This window comes from Glaciimonas sp. OK215 (assembly GCF_057787885.1).
On record NZ_CM173544.1, the window covers coordinates 4,814,144 to 4,833,766 of the forward strand.

Annotated in this window: 15 protein-coding genes; 9 read left to right on the forward strand and 6 right to left on the reverse strand. The window is 57.7% G+C overall.

Annotated features, from left to right (window positions below):
* Positions 1-26 precede the first annotated feature (26 nt).
* A complete protein-coding gene (locus AC3CHX_RS22305) occupies positions 27-788 on the forward strand; it encodes a class II aldolase/adducin family protein (RefSeq protein WP_488630170.1) in 762 nt (253 codons plus the stop codon).
* A 29-nt stretch (positions 789-817) separates the two neighbouring features.
* Positions 818-1,000 (forward strand): 4-oxalocrotonate tautomerase, encoded by a 183-nt coding sequence (locus AC3CHX_RS22310; protein ID WP_488630171.1) that lies wholly within the window; start codon positions 818-820, stop codon positions 998-1,000.
* A gap of 90 nt (positions 1,001-1,090) precedes the next feature.
* Here the strand turns inward: AC3CHX_RS22310 and AC3CHX_RS22315 are convergent, their stop codons facing one another.
* Entirely contained in the window at positions 1,091-2,716 is a 1,626-nt protein-coding gene (locus tag AC3CHX_RS22315) for an HAL/PAL/TAL family ammonia-lyase (protein WP_488630172.1), read from the reverse strand.
* Between the two features lie 120 nt (positions 2,717-2,836).
* A complete protein-coding gene (locus AC3CHX_RS22320) occupies positions 2,837-4,126 on the reverse strand; it encodes a urate hydroxylase PuuD (protein ID WP_488630173.1) in 1,290 nt (429 codons plus the stop codon).
* Positions 4,127-4,604: 478 nt separating this feature from the next.
* Between AC3CHX_RS22320 and AC3CHX_RS22325 the strand changes: the two genes are divergently transcribed.
* The 4 genes from AC3CHX_RS22325 to AC3CHX_RS22340 all read left to right on the forward strand — a co-directional run bounded on the left by AC3CHX_RS22325 (position 4,605) and on the right by AC3CHX_RS22340 (position 10,513).
* Positions 4,605-5,543, forward strand: a complete 939-nt coding sequence (locus AC3CHX_RS22325) for a LysR substrate-binding domain-containing protein (RefSeq protein WP_488630174.1) — start codon at positions 4,605-4,607, stop codon at positions 5,541-5,543.
* Between the two features lie 299 nt (positions 5,544-5,842).
* Positions 5,843-7,243, forward strand: coding sequence for a nucleobase:cation symporter-2 family protein (locus tag AC3CHX_RS22330; RefSeq protein WP_488630175.1), 1,401 nt, complete (start codon positions 5,843-5,845; stop codon positions 7,241-7,243).
* Positions 7,244-7,316: 73 nt separating this feature from the next.
* On the forward strand, positions 7,317-9,077 hold the full coding sequence (locus tag AC3CHX_RS22335; protein ID WP_488630176.1) for an allantoate amidohydrolase: 1,761 nt from the start codon (positions 7,317-7,319) through the stop codon (positions 9,075-9,077).
* A gap of 68 nt (positions 9,078-9,145) precedes the next feature.
* Positions 9,146-10,513 (forward strand): 8-oxoguanine deaminase, encoded by a 1,368-nt coding sequence (locus AC3CHX_RS22340; RefSeq protein ID WP_488630177.1) that lies wholly within the window; start codon positions 9,146-9,148, stop codon positions 10,511-10,513.
* On the opposite strand, the gene AC3CHX_RS22345 is transcribed toward AC3CHX_RS22340, so the two are convergent.
* The gene (locus AC3CHX_RS22345) at positions 10,503-10,925 is read right to left on the reverse strand and encodes a type II toxin-antitoxin system VapC family toxin (protein WP_488630178.1); all 423 of its coding nucleotides are present in this window, start codon (positions 10,923-10,925) and stop codon (positions 10,503-10,505) included. The genes AC3CHX_RS22340 and AC3CHX_RS22345 overlap by 11 nt on opposite strands.
* On the reverse strand, positions 10,925-11,173 hold the full coding sequence (locus tag AC3CHX_RS22350; protein ID WP_488630179.1) for an AbrB/MazE/SpoVT family DNA-binding domain-containing protein: 249 nt from the start codon (positions 11,171-11,173) through the stop codon (positions 10,925-10,927). Before AC3CHX_RS22350 ends, AC3CHX_RS22345 begins: the two co-directional genes overlap by 1 nt.
* Positions 11,174-11,362: 189 nt before the next feature.
* Between AC3CHX_RS22350 and AC3CHX_RS22355 the strand changes: the two genes are divergently transcribed.
* Genes AC3CHX_RS22355 through AC3CHX_RS22365 form a run of 3 tightly spaced genes read left to right on the forward strand, consistent with a single transcriptional unit; the run spans position 11,363 to position 17,132 of the window.
* On the forward strand, positions 11,363-12,799 hold the full coding sequence (locus tag AC3CHX_RS22355; protein WP_488630180.1) for a Wadjet anti-phage system protein JetA family protein: 1,437 nt from the start codon (positions 11,363-11,365) through the stop codon (positions 12,797-12,799).
* Entirely contained in the window at positions 12,796-13,515 is a 720-nt protein-coding gene (locus AC3CHX_RS22360) for a DUF4194 domain-containing protein (protein ID WP_488630181.1), read from the forward strand. The genes AC3CHX_RS22355 and AC3CHX_RS22360 overlap by 4 nt, the downstream gene beginning before the upstream one ends.
* Entirely contained in the window at positions 13,512-17,132 is a 3,621-nt protein-coding gene (locus tag AC3CHX_RS22365; protein ID WP_488630182.1) for an ATP-binding protein, read from the forward strand. Before AC3CHX_RS22360 ends, AC3CHX_RS22365 begins: the two co-directional genes overlap by 4 nt.
* 159 nt (positions 17,133-17,291) lie before the next feature.
* Here AC3CHX_RS22365 and AC3CHX_RS22370 read toward each other — a convergent pair whose 3' ends face one another.
* A complete protein-coding gene (locus AC3CHX_RS22370; RefSeq protein WP_488630183.1) occupies positions 17,292-17,897 on the reverse strand; it encodes an amino acid synthesis family protein in 606 nt (201 codons plus the stop codon).
* Positions 17,898-17,952: 55 nt separating this feature from the next.
* The gene (pyk, locus tag AC3CHX_RS22375) at positions 17,953-19,374 is read right to left on the reverse strand and encodes a pyruvate kinase (protein WP_488630184.1); all 1,422 of its coding nucleotides are present in this window, start codon (positions 19,372-19,374) and stop codon (positions 17,953-17,955) included.
* Positions 19,375-19,623: the final 249 nt, after the last annotated feature.

Genomic DNA, 19,623 nt, shown 5'->3' on the forward strand with positions numbered 1-19,623 from the left:
GCGACCGAAGTATTTATGCAGACATCATGAACTCATCCCCTCCCCCCCGCCCGGCCGCCATCAGCAAGGCCGAATGGCAAGTCCGTCAGGATCTCGCCGCATGCTACCGGCTGTGCGCACTCAATCGCTGGGACGATCTGATCTACACCCATATTTCAGCTTCGGTTCCGGATGAAGCCGGACACTTTTTACTGAATCCATTTGGCTATCGTTTCGACGAAGTCTGCGCATCCAATCTGGTCAAGATCGATTCTCAGGGACGTATCGTTGGCGATTCCCCATATCAGGTCAACGTTAGCGGCTTTGCGATTCACGCCGCAGTTCACGCGGCCCGCCCCGATGCCATTTGCGTCATGCACTTGCATAATACCAACGCCATTGCTGTCGGTACTCAGGCAGAAGGCCTGTTGCCCCTGTCGCAGCACGCATTGCGCTTTTATGAGCAGATTGCGTATCACGACTATGCAGGACTGGCGCTGATGCCGACTGAGCAAGGGCACCTGATTGAACAACTCGGCCAGCAACCTGCAATGCTGTTACGCAATCATGGCAGTCTGATTTGCGGTCGCACGGTCGCTGAAGCATTCGTGCTGATGGACACGCTCGACAAAGCCTGCGCAATCCAACTCAAGGCCCAGGCCAGCGCCGGACGCCTGACGTTGCCATCGCAAGCAGTCTGCCGCCAAACCCGCGATCAATTGCTCGGCGATGGCAGCCCGGAAGGCAGACTCGAATGGCCTGCGCTACTGCGCAAATTGAACGCGCTCGACCCTGGCTATCAAACTTAACCATTGCCGCCAAAACAGAAAGGAACACCATGCCGACATTTAACATCCAATTGTTTGAAGGCCGCAGCCTCGAACAAAAACGTGCGCTAGTCATAGCCATCACAGAGGCGACTTGCAAAACACTCGAGTGCAGCCCGGAGTCAGTCGACATCATTATTCAGGATGTCAAACGTGAGAACTGGGCTACCGCCGGCAAACTCTGGTCGGAGTAAGCTGCAGCACTTACAAAAACACCCCTTGAAAAAGGGGTGTCGATATGATCCGGACAAAAGCACCGCTCAGGGTGCTTTCAGCAACAACAATCAGACAAATTTGCCGATTTTCTCCACCACGGCATCCCGCACCGAGCCGCTGACCACAAACGACTGCGCCATCAGGATGTCGTCATGGAACCAGCGGTCGCCGTCCAGGCAAGCCGGAATCTGGCGCCGGATTTCCTGGTAAGCCGCTTGCGTGCCCTGACCCAGCACGAAGCCTGGCAGCAAGTCTTCGGTCATGGTCAGCGCCTGGGCCGCCAGCAACATTTCCACGCCGATGATGTATTGCGTGTTGGCCACCACGGTGGCGGCCTTGCGTGCGCACCAGGTCGAGTTGGACACGTGGTCTTCGCTGTTGCCCTTGGCCGGAATGCTGTCGACGCTGCCCGGCATGCACAGCGTGCGGTTTTCCATCACCAGCGAACTCAGCGAACATTGCACCACCGGATAGCCGGTATTCACCCCGCGCACACCGCTCATCAGGTTGCGCGGCAAGCCCCAGGACAAGGTCGGATCGATCAGGCGCGCGACGCGCCGTTCGCAGATGCTGCCCAGATCGGTGATCGCCATCGCCATCAGGTCCATGGCCTGGGCCAGGTATTGACCGTGGAAATTGCCGCCGGAGATGATTTCGAAGCCGCCGCCTTCCTTGTCGAAGATCAGCGGATTGTCGGTGGCCGAATTGATTTCCTTGTCGACGATGTTGTCGATGTAGTCCAGCGCATCGAATACCGGGCCATACACTTGCGGCGCGCAGCGCAGCGAGTAGACGTCCTGGATCCGTGCGCTGTAGGGAATATCGGTGCGGCGCGACTCTTCCGGGAACTGCACCGCGCGTGCGGCGTGCGTGGTGCGGGTCGAACCTTTGAGCAGGGTGCGCACCACTGCGGCGGTCTTGATTTGACCGGCGTGCGGGCGCGCTTGCTGGATGCGCGGATCGAAGGCGGCCATCTCGGCGCGCATCGCTTCCAGCGTCAGCCCCAGCGACAGGCAGGCGTCGGTCAGCAGATTGCGGGCATCGTGCGCCACCAGGACCGCGACCGCCAGCGAGGCGGTGCAGCCGTTGATCAGGGCCGACGCATCTTTGGCTTTCAGGTCGAACTTGACCGGGCCGATCCCGGCCTGGGTGATGGCTTGCGGCGCGCTCATGCGCTGACCTTGATACATCACTTCGGCTTCGTCGAAACCGGCAATCGCCGCGGCCAGGTAGGACAGCGGGGCCAGATCGCCGGAGGCGCCGACCGAGCCTTTTTGCGGCATGAGCGGATGGATCCCGGCGTTCAGGAAGGCCAGCAGGCGATCGACCACTTCGGCCCGCGGCGCCGAGTAATTACTGGCGAAAGCATTGGCGCGCAGCAACATGGTGGCGCGGCTGACTTCTTCCGAAAACGGTTCGCCGATCCCGGCGCAATGGGCCTTGATCAGCTGGGTCTGGAACAGTTCGATGTGTTCGACCTTGATGCGGGTGTCTTTCAGCAGGCCGACACCGGTGTTGAAGCTGTACATCATCGGCGCTGCGTCGTGCATCCAGGTCGATTCGATGTAATCGCGGCTTTCTTTCAACGCGGCGCGGGAAGACTGCGCCAGCGTCACCGGCAAATGGGGCGCGCGGGCCACGCTGACGACTTGGGCTGCGCTGAGGTTGAAGCCGTCGATGGTGATGGTTGTCATGGAAACTCTCAATAAATTGTTGTATGTCAGCGCAAGACTAAACGGCAGGAGGCCAGCGACGTGAGCGCCGCTGTGCTCCTGACTTGCTACGCTATTTAGCTGGAATGCGGCGCTTGCCGATTACTTGGCGCCCGCCTGATACCAGGAACCGATCACTGCACGTTCGTCCTCAGTGATATGGGTCAGATTCCCGAGCGGCATGGCTTTCAACTGCACCGCCTGCTGATAAATCTTGTCGGCGTGCTGACGGATCAGGTCCGGCGTTTGCAACATCACACCCGCAGGTGCTGTAGCAAAGCCCGGCTGGGTCGGCTGCGCCGAATGGCAAGTGGCGCAACGCTGGGTAATGATCGCCTGTACGTGGGCCATATCAGCGACCGGTGCTGCAGTTGCCGCTGGCGCAGCGGCTGCCGCAGCAGCATTCACCGTACCATCAGTTTGCGTAACGGCAGGAGCAACTGCAGCCACTGCAGTCGGAGCCGGGGCTGGACGTGGTGCAATCGCAACCGCCACCGCCAATAACAGCGCAACACCCGCGGCTGGATAACCCAGCGAAACGCGGCCGGCATGACGCAGATTGAAAAAGTGACGGATCAATGCACCAGCCGCAATAATCGCTGCCAATATCAGCCAGTTATAAGCGTGGTTGTAAGTCATTCCGTAGTGATTGCTGATCATGATGAACAGCACCGGCAACGTGAAATAGTTATTGTGCACGCTACGTTGTTTGGCCCTCTTGCCGTAAATCGGATCAGGCGATTTACCGTCACGCATGGCTTCCACCAGTTTGCGCTGCCCAGGAATAATCACCATCAGCACATTACCCACCATCATGGTGCCGATCATGGCGCCAACGTGGATGTAAGCTGCACGACCGCTCAACAAATGGCTCAGCACATAGGCTGCGGCAACGATGAACAGATACATGATGCAACCGAGCAGCCCGTCGCGCTTACCCAGCGGCGAACGGCACAGCAGGTCGTACACAGTCCAGCCGACCACCAGCGTGCCGAGGCCGACGCCGATTGCCTGCCACGAACTCAGGTCGGCAACCTCCTTGTTAATCATCATCGCCGAAGCATTGAAGTAATAGACGATGAACAGCATCGCAAAACCGCTCAACCAGGTCGCGTACGCTTCCCACTTGAACCAGTGCAATTCTTCCGGCAATTCGGCCGGCGCCACCAGGTATTTTTGCGGATTATAAAAACCACCGCCGTGAACCGCCCACAATTCACCCGAGACGCCTTTATTCGCCAGATCGGAACCCGGCTTCGGCGGACGTATCGAATTGTCCAGCCAGACAAAATAAAAGGACGCGCCGATCCACGCAATCCCGGTAATCAGGTGAAACCAGCGCACCAGCAAATTGAGCCATTCGACTCCATACGACACTAACATTGAATCCATGTCTTCCCCACGATTTACGCTCGTCCGCCACTGCGGGCACTGCAGACGAGAGAGGGCCACCCCCTCAAAACTAAGTCGCGAACTTGTTAATTACTAGCTCCGCTACGACCACTTTGACTTACTTTTGCACACTGTATTTTGCACTGTACGCTGAAGCAGTCAATTTTTTTGCCCGATGCGTTCTACAACTCAAGTGCTGCAAGCTCACAACACTACGACACAAAATACCTCGGATTCATGAAAGATAAACGCGTTGGGCTTTAAAAATATGGAATTTAAAGTATATTTGACATACGCGTATTCATATACAGAAATTAACCGCGAGAATACCGATAATAAATAAGCCATCTCTAAAAATCGCTCTCCCAGTGCCAGCCATAAAGCCGTACGGCGCTATGGCAAGCATGGCAGATCCGAAGCCGGTGCGTGCAGATGATTTTTTAGAGGCGACCATAAATTACCCGGAGACAACCCCATCATGTCCAAATTACCAGACCATCTCGACATTCACCTGATCCGCATACTTTATCTATTGTTATGTGAAAAAAACGTGTCGCGGGTGGCGCTCAAGCTGAATCAGCCGCAGCCATCGATTTCGGCGTCCTTGCGCAAACTGCGCGAACTCACCGGCGATCCATTGCTGGTGCGTGGAGCACGCGGCATGGTGCCGACCCAACACGGTGAAAGTCTGTTGAAGCCAGCCAAACGCATACTGGACGAGACCGAACGCCTGTTCGTCCACAAAACCGCATTTGTACCGCAAGAAGAAGCACGCACCTTTCACATCGCCGCGCCGGATTACATGAACACGCCGTTTTTTCTGGAAGTCGTGGCAAGGATGCGCCGGGAATCGCCGAAGAGCCGCATTGTGATTCATGCGCTCGGACCGGAAACCGATTACGTGCGCCTGCTATCGGATGGCGAACTGGATCTGGTCATTGCCAACTGGGATGAGCCGCCGCAACATTTGCATTTATCGAAATTGTTCGACGACCCTATCGTCTGCCTGATGCGCGCAGATAGCGCGTATGCCAAACGCACCGCGCCGGATGCGATGACGGTAGAGGATTATCTGAGCCTGCCGCACGTCGCGCCATGGCAGGTGTTGCCCGGCTATCACGGCATCATCGATACCTTTCTTGACCGCCAGAACATGCGCCGCAACGTTGTGGTGGAATCCGCCTATTTCGGCATGCTCCCGTATATGGCGGCGCAAACCGATCTGGTACTCACTACCGGCCGCCAATTCGCACAGTTTTATGAAAGAACCCTGGCGCTGAAAAGCTTTACGTTGCCAATCAAGTTTCCACCCATGCGGTTTTATCAACTGTGGCATGAACGCGTGCACCAGGCGACTGAACACAAATGGTTGCGCGAACAAGTCAGCCAGGTAGCCAAAGCAATGGCCATCAAGTAAACGGAAACGACTTGTAGAAAAACCATCCAGAATGAGAACGCTTGAATCCGGGACAAATAAGTCTATGATTTACCCTTGGAAACCAATTTTTCGCAGAACGGCAAGCAGCAACCATATATCCACATGCTGAAATCAACTATCAATTAGCGCGTATATCTACATCGACAGATCTCTATAGTATCGGGTCTCACAGTACACATCCCGCACGCGTTGAAAATAGTAAAGCCATTGACAACCAGCGGTATGACTTGTGCCTGAAAACATAAAATCTAAAAAATCCGACAACCTGGAGACTCACGATGACCGCCACTACCACCACCGATCCTGTAGACGAAAAGCTACCGATAACGCAACTCAGCGCGCTTGGCATGCAGCACGTGCTCGTCATGTACGCCGGCGCCATCGCGGTCCCGCTGATTGTTGGCGGCGCACTCCACCTGGCAAAAAGCGACACCGCATTTCTGATCAGTGCCGATCTGTTTTGTTGCGGCCTGGTAACACTGATCCAGAGCCTTGGCTTCTGGAAATTCGGCATCAAAATGCCGGTAATGATGGGCGTCACTTTCGCAGCGGTCGGACCGATGGTCGCGATGGCGGGCAATCCAGACCTGACTATTCTCCACATCTACGGCGCGGTAATCGTCTCCGGGCTTTTCTGCATGCTGGCAGCACCGTATATGAGCCGCATGATGCGGTTCTTTCCGCCGGTAGTCACCGGCACCGTGATTACCGTGATCGGTATTTCGCTGATGGGCATCGGCATCAACTGGGCGGCCGGCGGCCAGCCTGTGATTGGCAAGCTGGTTAACGGTGTGTTTACCAAAATCCCCAATCCGGACTACGGTTCGCCGACCAGCCTCGGCATTGCCTTGATCGTGCTAGTGTCGATTTTACTGATCACCAAATACGTCAAAGGCTTTATCGCCAATATTTCGGTACTGATCGGCATGATCATCGGTTTCTTAATCGCACTGTCGATGGGAAAAATCAGCTTTTTCGGTCTCGGCGATGCCGACTGGTTTGCCATCATCCGTCCGTTTCACTACGGCTGGCCAAAGTTCGACCTGGGCTCCATCATCAGCCTGTGCCTGGTCATGATCGTGACCATGATCGAATCCACCGGGATGTTTATTGCCCTGGGTGAAATCGTCGGCAAGAAAGTCGACGACAAAACGCTGGCGCGCGGTCTGCGTGTGGATGGCCTGGGTTCTATCATCGGCGGTATCTTCAATACCTTCCCTTACACCTCGTTCTCGCAAAATATCGGTCTGGTAGGCGTCACCGGGGTTCGCAGCCGTTATGTCTGCGCCACCGCCGGCGTGATTCTGATGGCCTTCGGCCTGTTCCCGAAAATGGCGCACGTCGCTGCTTCGATCCCGCAATTCGTGCTTGGCGGCGCCGGTCTGGTGATGTTCGGCATGGTGGCCGCAACCGGTATCAAGATCCTCGCAAAAGTCGATTTCGTCGGCAACCGCAACAACCTTTTCATCGTCGCAGTCAGTATTGGCGCCGGCATGATCCCAATCGTCGCGCCTAGTTTTTTCGACCACATGCCCGCCTTCCTGTCGACCATCCTGCACAGCGGCATCCTGCTGGCATCGGCTATGGCGGTATTGCTGAATCTGTTCTTTAATGGCAAAGGAAACGCAAACAGTGCGCACGAATATGCCGTGGCTGCCGCGCAAAGTTCGGATCATTAATCAACAAGCGGGTCCCACCCGTCTTTTGAATTAACCTTAAGGATCAGGCGGGTGGGACTCGCCGATAAAGCAGATGACTACTCTGGAACAACTCAATAGCTGCGACAGCGGCGCTTTCGTCGCCACCCTGCACGGCATTTATGAGCACTCGCCGTGGATTCCCGAGCGCGCAGCGCTGCAGCGCCCTTTTGCGAATATCACCGCACTCAAGCTGGCGATGCAGGATATCGTCCGCAATGCCAGCGACGACGAACAGCTCGGCCTGATCCGGGCTCACCCGGAGTTGGCCGGCAAAGCTGCCATCTCCGGCCAACTGACAGCCGAATCGACTGGCGAACAAGCCAAAGCCGGACTCAACAATTGCAGCCCGGAAGAATTCGCCACGCTGCAAAATCTGAACGCAGCCTACAACGCCAAATTCGGTTTCCCCTTCATCCTCGCGGTAAAGGGTGCGGATGGCCAGGGCTTGTCGCGCGCAGCGATCATCGCCGCCTTCAGCCGCCGCCTGAAAAACCAGGTCGCTGACGAGCAGGCGGAAGCGCTGCGCCAGATCAGCCGTATCGCCGAAATGCGCACCAACGATTTGCTCGGCTATACGCCGCAACTTGGCGCGACCATCATGGGCTGGGCCGAAGTGATCGGTGCCTGGAGCGATGATGAGCAAGGCCTGACCTGCGCCTACATGACCGACGCCCACCGCCGCACCGCTACGCAAATCGCCAGCTGGATGCGCGAAGCCGGCATGGTGGTCGATATCGATGCGGTCGGCAACGTGGTCGGCCGTTATCTGTCCGACCATCCGAATGCCAAAACACTGCTGACCGGCTCGCACTACGACACCGTGCGCAACGGCGGAAAATACGATGGCCGCGAAGGCATTCTGCTGCCGATCGCCATCATCAAACATCTGCATGAACGCGGCGAAAAGCTGCCTTTCCATTTTGAGGTGGTCGGCTTTTCGGAAGAAGAAGGCGTGCGTTTCAAAAGCACCTTCCTTGGCAGCAACGCCGTCATCGGCCAGTTCGACCTGAACTTGCTGGACAACGTCGACCGCGACGGCATCAGCATGCGCGCTGCGTTGCAAAATGCCGGTCATGATGTCAGCGCGATCCCGTCGCTGGCACGCAACCCGGATGACTTGCTGGGTTACGTCGAAGTCCATATCGAACAGGGGCCGGTGCTGCTGCAACACGACCTGCCAGTCGGCATCGTCACCTCCATCGCCGGCAGCTGCCGCTACATGGTGCAGTTGAAAGGCGTCGCCAGCCATTCCGGCACCACTCCGATGAGCATGCGCAAAGACGCCGCTACCGCCGCCGCCGAGATTCTGCTGTATGTGGAACAGCGCTGCGCACAGGATCAACACGCCTCGCTGGTCGGTACCGTCGGTCAGTTGCAGGTGCCGAACGGCTCCACCAACGTGATTCCCGGCGCTTGCGTATTTTCACTGGATATCCGCGCCGCCGATGACGCGATCCGCGATGCTGCCGTCAATGATGTGCTGAATTTTATCGAAACGGTGTGCCAACGCCGCTGCGTTGAAAGCAACGTTGAAAAGATGGTCTCGGCGCCTGCCGCACCGTGCGCACCGTGGCTGATGGAACAACTGGCAGCCGCCACCGAACGGGCCGGCGTGCGTCCGTTCAAACTCGCATCAGGCGCTGGTCACGATGCCATGGCGATTGCCAAGGTGACCGACGTCGCGATGTTGTTTACCCGTTGCGGCAATGGTGGCATCAGCCACAATCCATTGGAAACAATGACTGCCGACGACGCCGAAGTATCCGCGCAAATCTTGCTGGATTTCCTGCGCAACTTTACGCCAAAGTCCTGAACCAGAGCCGGGTAATTCGACCAGACTGACTTGAATAGTCTGACGAATTACCTTTTATTTCCACTACCATGCCTAAAACCTTACTCATCAAAAACGCCCGCGTTCTGGTCACCATGGATGACCAGCGTCGCGAAATCAGCGCCGGTGCCGTCTTCATTCGCGACAACGTCATCGAACAAGTCGGCAACAGCGCCGATCTGCCACAGACTGCCGATGAAGTCATCGATGCCAGCGACCATGTAGTGATTCCCGGTCTGGTGAATACCCATCACCACATGTATCAAAGTCTGACCCGGGTAATTCCCGCGGCGCAGAATGGCGAGCTGTTCAACTGGCTCACCAATCTGTATCCGATCTGGGCCAATCTGACGCCGGAAATGATACAGGTCTCGACGCTGACGGCGATGGCAGAACTGATCCTGTCCGGCTGTACCACCAGCAGCGACCATCTCTACATTTATCCCAACGGCTGCAAACTCGATGACAGCATAGAAGCAGCCAACCAAATCGGCATGCGCTTCCATGCGGCGCGTGGTTCGATGAGCGTCGGCCAGTCCAAAGGAGGCCTGCCGCCCGACTGCGTAGTCGAAGATGAAACAGCCATCCTGCAAGACACCCAGCGCCTGATCGAGACTTATCACGATCGACAACGGCATGCGATGCAACGCATCGTGGTGGCGCCCTGCTCGCCGTTCTCGGTGTCACGCGACCTGATGCGCGAGTCAGCCGTGTTAGCCCGCGCGCATGGCGTATCGCTGCATACCCATCTGGCCGAAAACGCCAACGACATTGCCTACAGTCGCGAAAAATTCAACATGACGCCAGCCGAATATGCTGAAGATTGCGGCTGGGTCGGGCACGACGTCTGGCACGCCCACTGCGTCCAGCTCGACGATGACGGCATCTATATGTTCGGCCGCACGGGTACCGGCATCGCGCATTGCCCTTGCTCCAACATGCGCCTCGCTTCCGGCATTGCACCTATCCGAAAAATGATAGCCGCCGGGGTTGCAGTCGGCCTTGGCGTGGACGGTTCGGCCTCGAATGACGGCGCACACATGCTGGGCGAAACCCGTCAGGCCATGCTGCTGCAACGGGTTGGCTTTGGCCCGGACGCGATGACCGCACGCCAGGCGCTCGAGATTGCCACACTCGGCGGCGCCAAAGTCTTGAATCGCGACGACATCGGCGCCCTGAAACCCGGTATGTCAGCCGATCTGGCGATGTTTGACCTGAATCAGGTCGGCTTTGCCGGCGCCTGGCACGATCCGGTCGCCGCGCTGGTGTTCTGCACGCCTTCGGATGTTGCCTACAGCATCATCAACGGCCGGGTTGTCGTGCGGAAAGGCCAGTTGACGACAGTGGATCTGGGAAATGTGCTGGAACGGCATAACAAGCTGGCACGGAGCCTGGCGGAAGCGGCGGTTAAAACGTAAGCGGCTTTATCTTCATTCGCTTGGCATTGCGGGCCAGCACATCATCCAGTGTCGCCATGCTCTTGACCTTGGCCTCCAGCGCAACGGCAAGGTGCAACGCATCACCCGCACGTAACCCGGTTGTAGCATCCAAGGTCAGCACGGCGGCACGGTGGAACGTGGAAGGGTCTACCGCCAATAGCTGCAAGTCGCCAGCACAAAGACGCTCGAAAGCCTGCCAAGCGGTAGCACCTTGTTCGCCGGTTATTTGCGCTGTCCTTTGCTTGATACCCAAGGCGCTGGCAAATTCGGTCACGCACCACACGGCGCAGGTTAATTCTTCACTGCAAGCGGCATACCACTGTGCGACGGCGGCGCTTTTAGGCTCATTCACACAAAGCGCCACCAGCACACTCGTATCGACATACACCATCAGAAACGCGCTCCACGTCGCAATTCCTCTATGACAGATTCGCCCATCGGCATGGTTTCGCGGGAATTTTTCAGTTCACACGCAAAGGCTTTGCGATCCCATTTGGCGGCGCGAATACTGATACCGCCATCTATGGTTATGTTGGCCTGTACGTGGTCGCCTTCTTTAATGCCAATGCTGCGCACATAGTCAGCAGGAATGCGCAGCGCAAGGCTATTGCCCCATTTTGCTATTTGCAGGTTCATCATATGCACCTATTGATATACGTTTGTGTATATCCATTATAGCGCTATTTAACGCCCTGAAAACCCGCTTAGCGCTCCGATTCGAAAATTCTTAATTGCGTGGTATTACCCCTATACCACCTTAAAAATTTGCCCGCCGAAACTACGGAGGCTATATATTCTTGTTTTCGCAAATTTCAGCAGGAAAAACTCTTGTTTTTTGAATCAGATCGACTTAATTTTTTCCGACCTCTTGCCGGCAAGCACCGCACTGTGGTGGTTGCCTGCGTGCGCGCGTTGTATGAGCGCCTGCACGGCCCCAGTGCCGATTATGGGCAAAACCTGACACGCGACAGCTTGCGTGACCTGTTGTTGCCGGTGGTCCAGGATGCGCGGCATGTATTGGCGCTGCAGGACGATGCCGCGACCGACGAGGATGGCGCGATGCCTGGTGTGATTCCCGATAACGCCGATGATCAGCAAAGCACCGCTGCGGTGGTCCGCGCCCTGCACAGCGACGGCTGGCTGGAAACCTTCGGCGACCGCGCCGGTCTGGTCACCGCCTACCGCTTTTCACGCGCCGGCAAGCTGTTCGCCGAGGCCTTTTGGGCGCTCGACCGGCGCAGCGCCCGCACCCGCCAGCGCAATGTCCGCAGTTGCCGGAACGCCCTCAACGCCACCCTGCGCAATGTCGATGCCTACGACCTGATCGATGCTTACGAGTACGCAGAAAAAATCATCAGCGACCTGTCTGAAGGCGTGGACTACTTTCAGGAGCTGGTACGCCGCCTGATGCTGGAAGCAGCGCAAACGCCGTGGGATAACTTCATGGAATTCCTCGATCGTTTCGAAAAGGAATTCAAGAAACAGCTCACCGCCGATAGCATCGAGCGCCATCGTCAGGCGATCCGCGATGTGATTGCGCACCTCCACGGTCTCGATGATGAGAAGTCACGCGCGCTGGAAGCGCAACTCAACGACATCGCGCGCTGGGCCACGCAGGAACGGGTCGGCCCCTCGACCGTCGACTGGATGCTGGAACGTATCGAAGAAATGGTCGAAGCCGCCTGCACCACCAAACACCCGGAGTTGATCAAGGCCATGAGCGTCTACATGCAGCGTGCGGCCAGCATCGTGCAACAAGCGCTGATGCTGCGGGGCGGCCAAACCCGCCAGGCGTATAGCCTTGCCATCGCCAAAACCGCCAGCCTGAGCGGCGCTCCGCAAAATGCTTTATTGGCACGCCTCGGGCAAGCCATTGCACCCGCCGAAATCCGCCTGCTGGATCCGGCCACATTCAAGTTGCGAACCGTCGCACAGAGGCGCCGTGCCCTGACCGTCACCGCACAACCGAAAGTTTCACGCGACGCCCGCCTGGCGGCCGCCCTGTATCGTGCCGAGGCGGATGCTTTTGCGTTGTCCAACGAAGACATCGTGCATCGCATCCGCGCCGAATTGCGCTCGCGTGACCGGCCGATTCGCCTGTCAACCTTGCCGGTCGCCAGCACCACCGATGTGCTCAACAACATGCAACTGGTGGAGGCCGTGCGCGGCGCCCGCGACGACACGCTCACAGTGACCAAGTTGCCCAACAAATTGTGGAATGATTTCTACGCCGGCGATGATTATCAGATTGAGATGAAACAATGAATTTGCACGAAGCATTAGACGCGCAACTGCGCCTGCACAACCTGCCGCCCGAACGCTTCCGCGACATCGTCGGACGGCTGTTTGCCGCCGGTATCGTGGTGCGCGAAGAAGATGGCGTCGAACAACGTCTTTACGATGATGCGCGCCGGATCGAGACCTGCCTGAGTGAGTACTTCCAACTCGGCGGCTTTCGTCTGGAACACAATCTGAAGGGGGAATTCTTCCGCCTGTACGCACCCGGCGCCGAGGTGCCGGGCTTGGCGGACGATGGCCTGGATCCGGTCCCGGCCTTGCGCGCGCGCTTGTCGCCCGACTTTGTCGCCGCCGCGCTGGCCTTGCGTTTCCAGTATCAACAGGGGTTGGCGGAAGCCGGCAGTCGCCTGACCGACACGGGCGAAGTATTGATACGCTTTGAAGAATTGTCGGCCACCTTGCAAACGCAGTTAAAGCGCGCATTACCGGCCAGCGCCATCGACAGGCAGCGCCTGTTGAGCGAACTCAAGCGCCATCGCCTGATCCGCGTCGCTACCGACTTCAGCATGGATGACGAAGATGCGCTGCTGGCGATCCGGCCGACGATACTCGGCATTATCAGCGATGACATGCTGGAGGCGGCGCTGGATGCCGAGCAGCCGCTGGCGCAACAAACCGAACCGGAAGAAGCGGATACGACAGCGCAACCAATGATCGAAGACGAACAAGGATTCACTGAATGAAGCTGGAAAAACTAATCCTGGTGAACTGGGGCGCATTGCGCTCGCAAGAATATCCGATGGGCAACATGACGCTGCTGACCGGCCCGACCGGCTCCGGCAAATCTACCATGCTGGATGCCCTGCAAACCGTGATGACGGCGGTCTATCAAAACATTTTCAGCTACAACCCGGGCCAGGACGAAACCAACCAGAGCGCGCGTAACGGCAAAACCAAACGCACGCTATGGTCCTACATCGTCGGCGCCGAAGACAATCTGTTCGCACGGCCCAGCGCGCACGGCTACATCGCCGCCGTCTTCAAACCAAGCGAAGGCGAAGAAGGCAAGACCTTCACCGCGCTGATCGCCGCCGCCGCCCGCGTCGACGGCACCGGCGAACGCCGTAGCGCAGTCGGCGAACGCATGGTGCTGCTCATCATCGACGATGCCGCACTCAAGCTGGAAGATCTGACCTCGCGCGAACTGGATGGCGGCATGAGCGTGGTCGCCGTCGAGAAAATCGAACATCATCTGGCTGCCAGATATCGCAACGTCATCAACTTCCGCGATAGCAAACGCGAATATCTGTGCCAGTTGTACGGACGCTTTCGCGGTCAGAAAACAGTCTCGTTCAATGAAGCCGAAGGCGCCGCCAAAGCCTGGAGCCAATCGATTGCGCACAAACCCATCGGCAGTGTGGACGATCTGGTCAAACATCAGATACTGGAGCTCGATACCACCCAGCTGGCGCAACGTATCGGCCAGATCAGCAAACTGATGCGGCAAGTCAACGCCTTGCGCAAAGAAGGCGAGCGCCTGACCGATAACGTTAAACGTCTCGACCATCTGGCCAAGACCGTCAGCGAGACGGCCAACGCACACGAGCTGGCCACCCAGTCGCAATTGTTGGTGTCGTCGCTGGCCTTGCGCGACGACCAGCGTCAACTGGAAGTGGCGAGCGCTGCGATAGACGGGCTGCAAACACTGATAGCGGAAGAAAACGCCACTGCGGAGAAACTCGAGCAGGATCGCCATGCAAAAAATCGCAGCCTGACGCAGATACACGCGCAAATGATGGGGATTCCCGCCGCCGAACAAAAACAGCGCCTGCAACATCAATGCACCGAAATCAGCAGCAAGATCAAAACCACCTTTACTACGCTGCAACAGAATGCGCAGGCGGCACAAAAGCTGGAAACCGCCGCACGCCACGTCGCCGGCATGCAGATCCCGCCAGAACAGGGCGACATCGCCCACGCCGCGCAGCAAGTGGTAGCGGCCTTGTCTGCGACCGGCACGCTGGATATCGCGACGCACCTGCAAAGCATTGGCGCCCTCGCAAAGATGGAAGAGGTCGATGTACTGAAGTCGCTGATGCTGGTCAACGATTTCGCCGGCGTCGATGCGGCGTTGACCGGCTTGCACGCCGCATTGGCGGGTACCGAACATAGCTTCGTCTCCGCCCTGCACACGCAGATCGCGCAACTCCGCGCCAGCGAAAGCGATGCATTGCGACGCGAGAAAGATGCGGCTTCACGCAAGGCCAATCTGGCCGAAGGCGGCGCCGACTACCCGTCGCATATCCGCCATGCACTAAAAGAATTCCGCTCCGAGCTTGGCGCAGCGCGGGTGCAGGTATTGTGCGATCTGGTCGAGCCGATGGCGGCCGAATGGCAGCCCGCCATTGAAGGCTATCTGGGCGGCGCCCGGTTTAATCTGGTGGTCGATCAGGAATGGGAAACCAGGGCCATCAACTTTGTACGTCAGCGCAAACTGCGCGCGCATGTGATTCAAGGCAGCTTATGCCTGAAGCATCTGAAGATAGAACGCACTCCCAGCGATTCCATCATTCACGCGCTCAGCACCGAACATCCGATTGCCCACGCCTATTTGCATGAGCAGTTTGGGCAAGTCGTCAAAGTCAATGATGCGGAGACGCTGCGGCATACCCCGCGCGGCTTGACGCAAGACGGCAAAGGCAGCGGCTCGCGCACCATGTTCAGCACCGACAGCGGCGACAACCTGGTGTTCGGTCAGGAAGCCAAACGCCTGGCCAAGCAACGCGCAGAACAGGATCACGCGGAGGCTGAACAGGAATTGATGCAAGTCCGTGCCCAGCTGCGCGACCTGCAGGGCGCACTGGGCTTGATGGGGCAACTGCAATGCCCATCGTTTGCCGCCATCGCCGATCTGGAACGCGCGGTACGCGAGATCGACGCGGCGCGTCAGGATCTGAGCCGCCTTGATTTAAGCCAGGTGAGCAAGCTGGAAGATGAAGCAGAAGTGCTGAGCCTTGAGATTGCGGGCCTGGAAGCACGTAAAAATGTCTGTATCAGAACCATCGGCGGACATGAAAAAACGATACAGGCACAGCAAAACACACTCGCGCGGTTGACTGCGGGCATGAGCGCCAAGCAAACCGCCGTCGATGCCGACAGCGCCCAATTACGCGACCTGTGCACAATCAACGCCAGCCTGTCATTCACCGCAATGAGCGACCAAGTCAGCGCATGGGTCAATGATAAAAAGTATTCTCCGCACCAGGCGTCGCAGCGTGTCGAGCAACAAAAATCGCGCACCTGGCAAGTGTATGGCGATGTCCGCAATGCGCTGGGCGAATATCACACGCACGCACGCATCGATGAACGTTTTGAATTGCAGCAAAGCGACACCGCCAGAGATGGCGATTTCGCACCGTTGTATGCGCTGATGGTGGCGCTGCAAACCAGCGCCCGTGCGCAGTTGGCGCGCCAGAAAGACATCGGCCTGATCAAGAATCTGGAACAGTTGCGCACCGCCGAATCCTCCTTCAACGATGTCTTCACCAAGCAGTTCTGCTACGAAATCCGGAATGCCGTCGATACCGGCGTGCGCACGCTGCGCACCCTGAATATCGAACTCGACAAGCTCAAATTCGGCACCGACAAATTCCGCATCGACTGGTCGGAATGGGTGCCGGAATTCAAGGCCTATTACGACTTCTTTTGCGCGACCTCGGAATTATCGGAAGCCCACGATTCCAGCAACCTGTTCGGCACGCCCGACTTAAGCCCGGAAAACTGTATCGTGCGCGACCGTCTGGTGCAATTGCTGCTGTCCGACGACGAAGATCGCGCCGTCAAGGAACTGCAACGGGTGGCGGATTATCGCAACTATCGGCGTTACGAAATTTACAAAGAGTCCGACACCGGCTCGCATGTACGCTTGTCTGAATGGGGCACCGGCTCCGGCGGTCAGCTGGAAACACCGGCCTACATTATCCACGCTGCGGTCGTCACCAACCGGCTCAAACGGTTTGAGAAGGGCACCAGTCTGCACCTGTTGGTCAACGATGAATCGTTCGCCAAAATGGATGAAGGACGCGCGCGCGATGTGTTGAAATTCCTGCGCGATCATCTCGGCATGCAGTTGATCTGCGCGATGCCGACCAAACACGCCGGCGCGATCAAGCCGGAGTTCTCGCGCGAATGGAGCTTTAGCCGCACCGAGGCCGAAGGCAACGGCGAAGTCGGTTTTGTCTCGGAGGCGGATGAACGCGAATTGCGCTCGGACAAGCTGCGTGAACTGTGGGAGTTGCGCCGCACACAGGTACGCGAGCAGGCGCAGATGGCCTTTGAAGCAGCGGAACAGGTGGCCTGAGGTACCGCTGTGCCAGCTTTGCAAGTGTTACTGCACAAGCCGGTCGATCGAAGATCGCGCGGGATCGGGAAATGCCGGGACTTGTTGTACATCAGGCTGCACTTTAGCGATGGGCGGAAAAGTGCAGCCTGGCAGCCTGCTTTTAGTAGCCAGGCGCTATCAATTCAAGCCGTTCTTGCCTTCAATCTCACTCGCCTTCAGTCCGCCCAGCCGTGCATGCAAACGACCGCGGGTAGCGACTGCGAACGCCACCACGATTTCATCGGCATTCGGCGCGTCCGTGAACTGCGTGGTCACGGTGTCGTAGTGCGATGGCACGTACAGCGCGTCTTTATGGGCCAGCGGAATATCCAGACTGGTGCCGGGCACGCCGCGTTTTCCCGAGGATGGAATCCACGCCTTGCCGCCGCCGATCGCTTCGCGGATAGGCATCACGAAGGCTGGCGTCAGGAACGCGTTGCCGTGTTCATATTCGCCGCCGATACCGACGATGCAGGCTTTGCCGTAGCTTTCGACTTTGTCGGTCCCCAGCGCGGCATTGATGCGGCGTCCGAATTCGTGTCCCAAGGCCGGTGAATTGACCAGAATCTGTTCCAGGTTTTGATTGAATTGCCCGGCGTAGGGATTGTGAATCGCGACCGCAATGACGATCTTGCGCAACGGCGCGCCGTCGGCCAGCACACCGGTTTCATTGGCCAGCGTGTCGTCGATCTGGGTATACCACTTGCGGATATGATAGTTTTCGAAATTTGCAGGTTTGGTCATTTGTATCTCGTGAATAGATTGCCGTTACATTTTCAGGACTTACAGTCCCTGGTTTTTATTGCGGCCAGATTTCCGCCAGGCGCAGCAAGTTGGTGCTGCCGGGCTCACCGAACGGCATGCCGGCGGTGATCGCTATCTGATCTCCGACTTGTGCAAAACCTTCCTTGAAAACGGTTTGACATGCGGCTTTTACCATTTCGCTTTCGTTGTGGACCTGATCGCTGATGGTTGAATGGACACCCCACACCATTGCCAGCCGACGCGCGGTTGCCAGACTCGGTGTGATGCTGACGATAGGTGCCATCGGCCGTTCGCGGGCGGCGCGCAGACTGGTATGACCGGAACTGGTATAGGTGACCGTGGCTTTGGCGCCCACGATGCGGGTGACGTCGCGCAGTGCCGAACAGATCGCGTCGCCGCGATTCGGCAATGGTGTTTCATGCTGGGCATCCAGCATGTTGCGGTACAGCGGATCCTGCTCGACTTCGGCGATGATGCGATTCATCATTTCCACCGCCTCCAGCGGATAAGCACCACTGGCCGACTCGGCGGATAACATCACCGCATCGGAGCCGTCGTAAATCGCGCTGGCGACGTCCGACGCTTCGGCCCGGGTCGGCACCGGCATGGTGATCATCGATTCCAGCATCTGGGTCGCGATCACGATCGGTTTTCCGTGCTGGCGGCACACCCGCAAAATGCGTTTCTGTACGCCGGGTACGCGTTCCGGCGGTAGCTCAACCCCCAGATCGCCACGCGCCACCATGATGGCGTCGGAGACCTGGACGATGGCATCGAGCTGATCCAGCGCCGCTGGTTTTTCCAGCTTGGACAAGACGGCGGCGCGACCGCCTATCAATTCTTTGGCTTCCAGCACGTCTTCCGGCCGCTGGACAAACGACAGCGCCACCCAGTCGACTCCCAATTCCAGTGCGAACGCCAGATCGCGCTTGTCCTTCTCGGTCAAGGCTGGAATCGGCAATACCGCGTCCGGCACATTCACGCCTTTGCGGTCCGATAGCGCGCCGCCGTTGACGACACGGGTGCGGATCCGCTGACCGTCGCTGTCCAGTACTTGCAGACGCAGCTTGCCATCGTCGAGCAGTAGCGATTGGCCGGCGGCAATCACTTCGAACAGTTCGGGATGCGGCAGACAGACGCGCTCACTGTTGCCCGGACTGGTATCGCGATCCAGGTTGAATTCCTGACCGGCGTTGAGTGTGACCTTGCCGCCGGCGAACTGGCCGATGCGCAGTTTGGGTCCTTGCAAATCGGCGAGAATCGCGATCGGACGACCGACCAGGCGCTCTACCTCGCGCACGATCCGATAGCGCTCCTGATGGTCGGCATGACTGCCATGACTGAAATTAAAACGGAATACGTCGGCACCGGCTTCGAACAAGGCCTGGATCATTTCCTGGCTGGAGCTGGCGGGACCTAGCGTGGCTACGATTTTTGCTTTACGTTGGCGTCGCATGACGTGCTTTCTTTAGAGGACTACAAATTGAACCTAGAAACGGCAGTTGACCGCTCCAAGTTACCTATAAGGTATTGATTAAATTGAAAATATCTTCAATGAATACAGTCACCTGTTGGGTGACCACGCTACCGTTTCTAGGTTGAACCGACACATGCCAGCCGGCAGGTCGAAAAAGCGCGGCGCATCCGACGTTGCCAGATACGCTCGCCATTTCTCTTTCCGGGGGTTCGGATGGCATCAGGTCGG

What these genes read in the sequence shown, in the direction of transcription:
- AC3CHX_RS22305 (WP_488630170.1), top strand. Translation starts at nt 27, where the DNA reads ATGAACTCATCCCCTCCCCCCCGCCCGGCCGCCATCAGCAAGGCCGAA.
- AC3CHX_RS22310 (WP_488630171.1), top strand. Translation starts at nt 818, where the DNA reads ATGCCGACATTTAACATCCAATTGTTTGAAGGCCGCAGCCTCGAACAA.
- AC3CHX_RS22315 (WP_488630172.1), bottom strand. Translation starts at nt 2,716, where the DNA reads ATGACAACCATCACCATCGACGGCTTCAACCTCAGCGCAGCCCAAGTC.
- AC3CHX_RS22320 (WP_488630173.1), bottom strand. Translation starts at nt 4,126, where the DNA reads ATGGATTCAATGTTAGTGTCGTATGGAGTCGAATGGCTCAATTTGCTG.
- AC3CHX_RS22325 (WP_488630174.1), top strand. Translation starts at nt 4,605, where the DNA reads ATGTCCAAATTACCAGACCATCTCGACATTCACCTGATCCGCATACTT.
- AC3CHX_RS22330 (WP_488630175.1), top strand. Translation starts at nt 5,843, where the DNA reads ATGACCGCCACTACCACCACCGATCCTGTAGACGAAAAGCTACCGATA.
- AC3CHX_RS22335 (WP_488630176.1), top strand. Translation starts at nt 7,317, where the DNA reads ATGACTACTCTGGAACAACTCAATAGCTGCGACAGCGGCGCTTTCGTC.
- AC3CHX_RS22340 (WP_488630177.1), top strand. Translation starts at nt 9,146, where the DNA reads ATGCCTAAAACCTTACTCATCAAAAACGCCCGCGTTCTGGTCACCATG.
- AC3CHX_RS22345 (WP_488630178.1), bottom strand. Translation starts at nt 10,925, where the DNA reads ATGGTGTATGTCGATACGAGTGTGCTGGTGGCGCTTTGTGTGAATGAG.
- AC3CHX_RS22350 (WP_488630179.1), bottom strand. Translation starts at nt 11,173, where the DNA reads ATGATGAACCTGCAAATAGCAAAATGGGGCAATAGCCTTGCGCTGCGC.
- AC3CHX_RS22360 (WP_488630181.1), top strand. Translation starts at nt 12,796, where the DNA reads ATGAATTTGCACGAAGCATTAGACGCGCAACTGCGCCTGCACAACCTG.
- AC3CHX_RS22365 (WP_488630182.1), top strand. Translation starts at nt 13,512, where the DNA reads ATGAAGCTGGAAAAACTAATCCTGGTGAACTGGGGCGCATTGCGCTCG.
- AC3CHX_RS22370 (WP_488630183.1), bottom strand. Translation starts at nt 17,897, where the DNA reads ATGACCAAACCTGCAAATTTCGAAAACTATCATATCCGCAAGTGGTAT.
- pyk (WP_488630184.1), bottom strand. Translation starts at nt 19,374, where the DNA reads ATGCGACGCCAACGTAAAGCAAAAATCGTAGCCACGCTAGGTCCCGCC.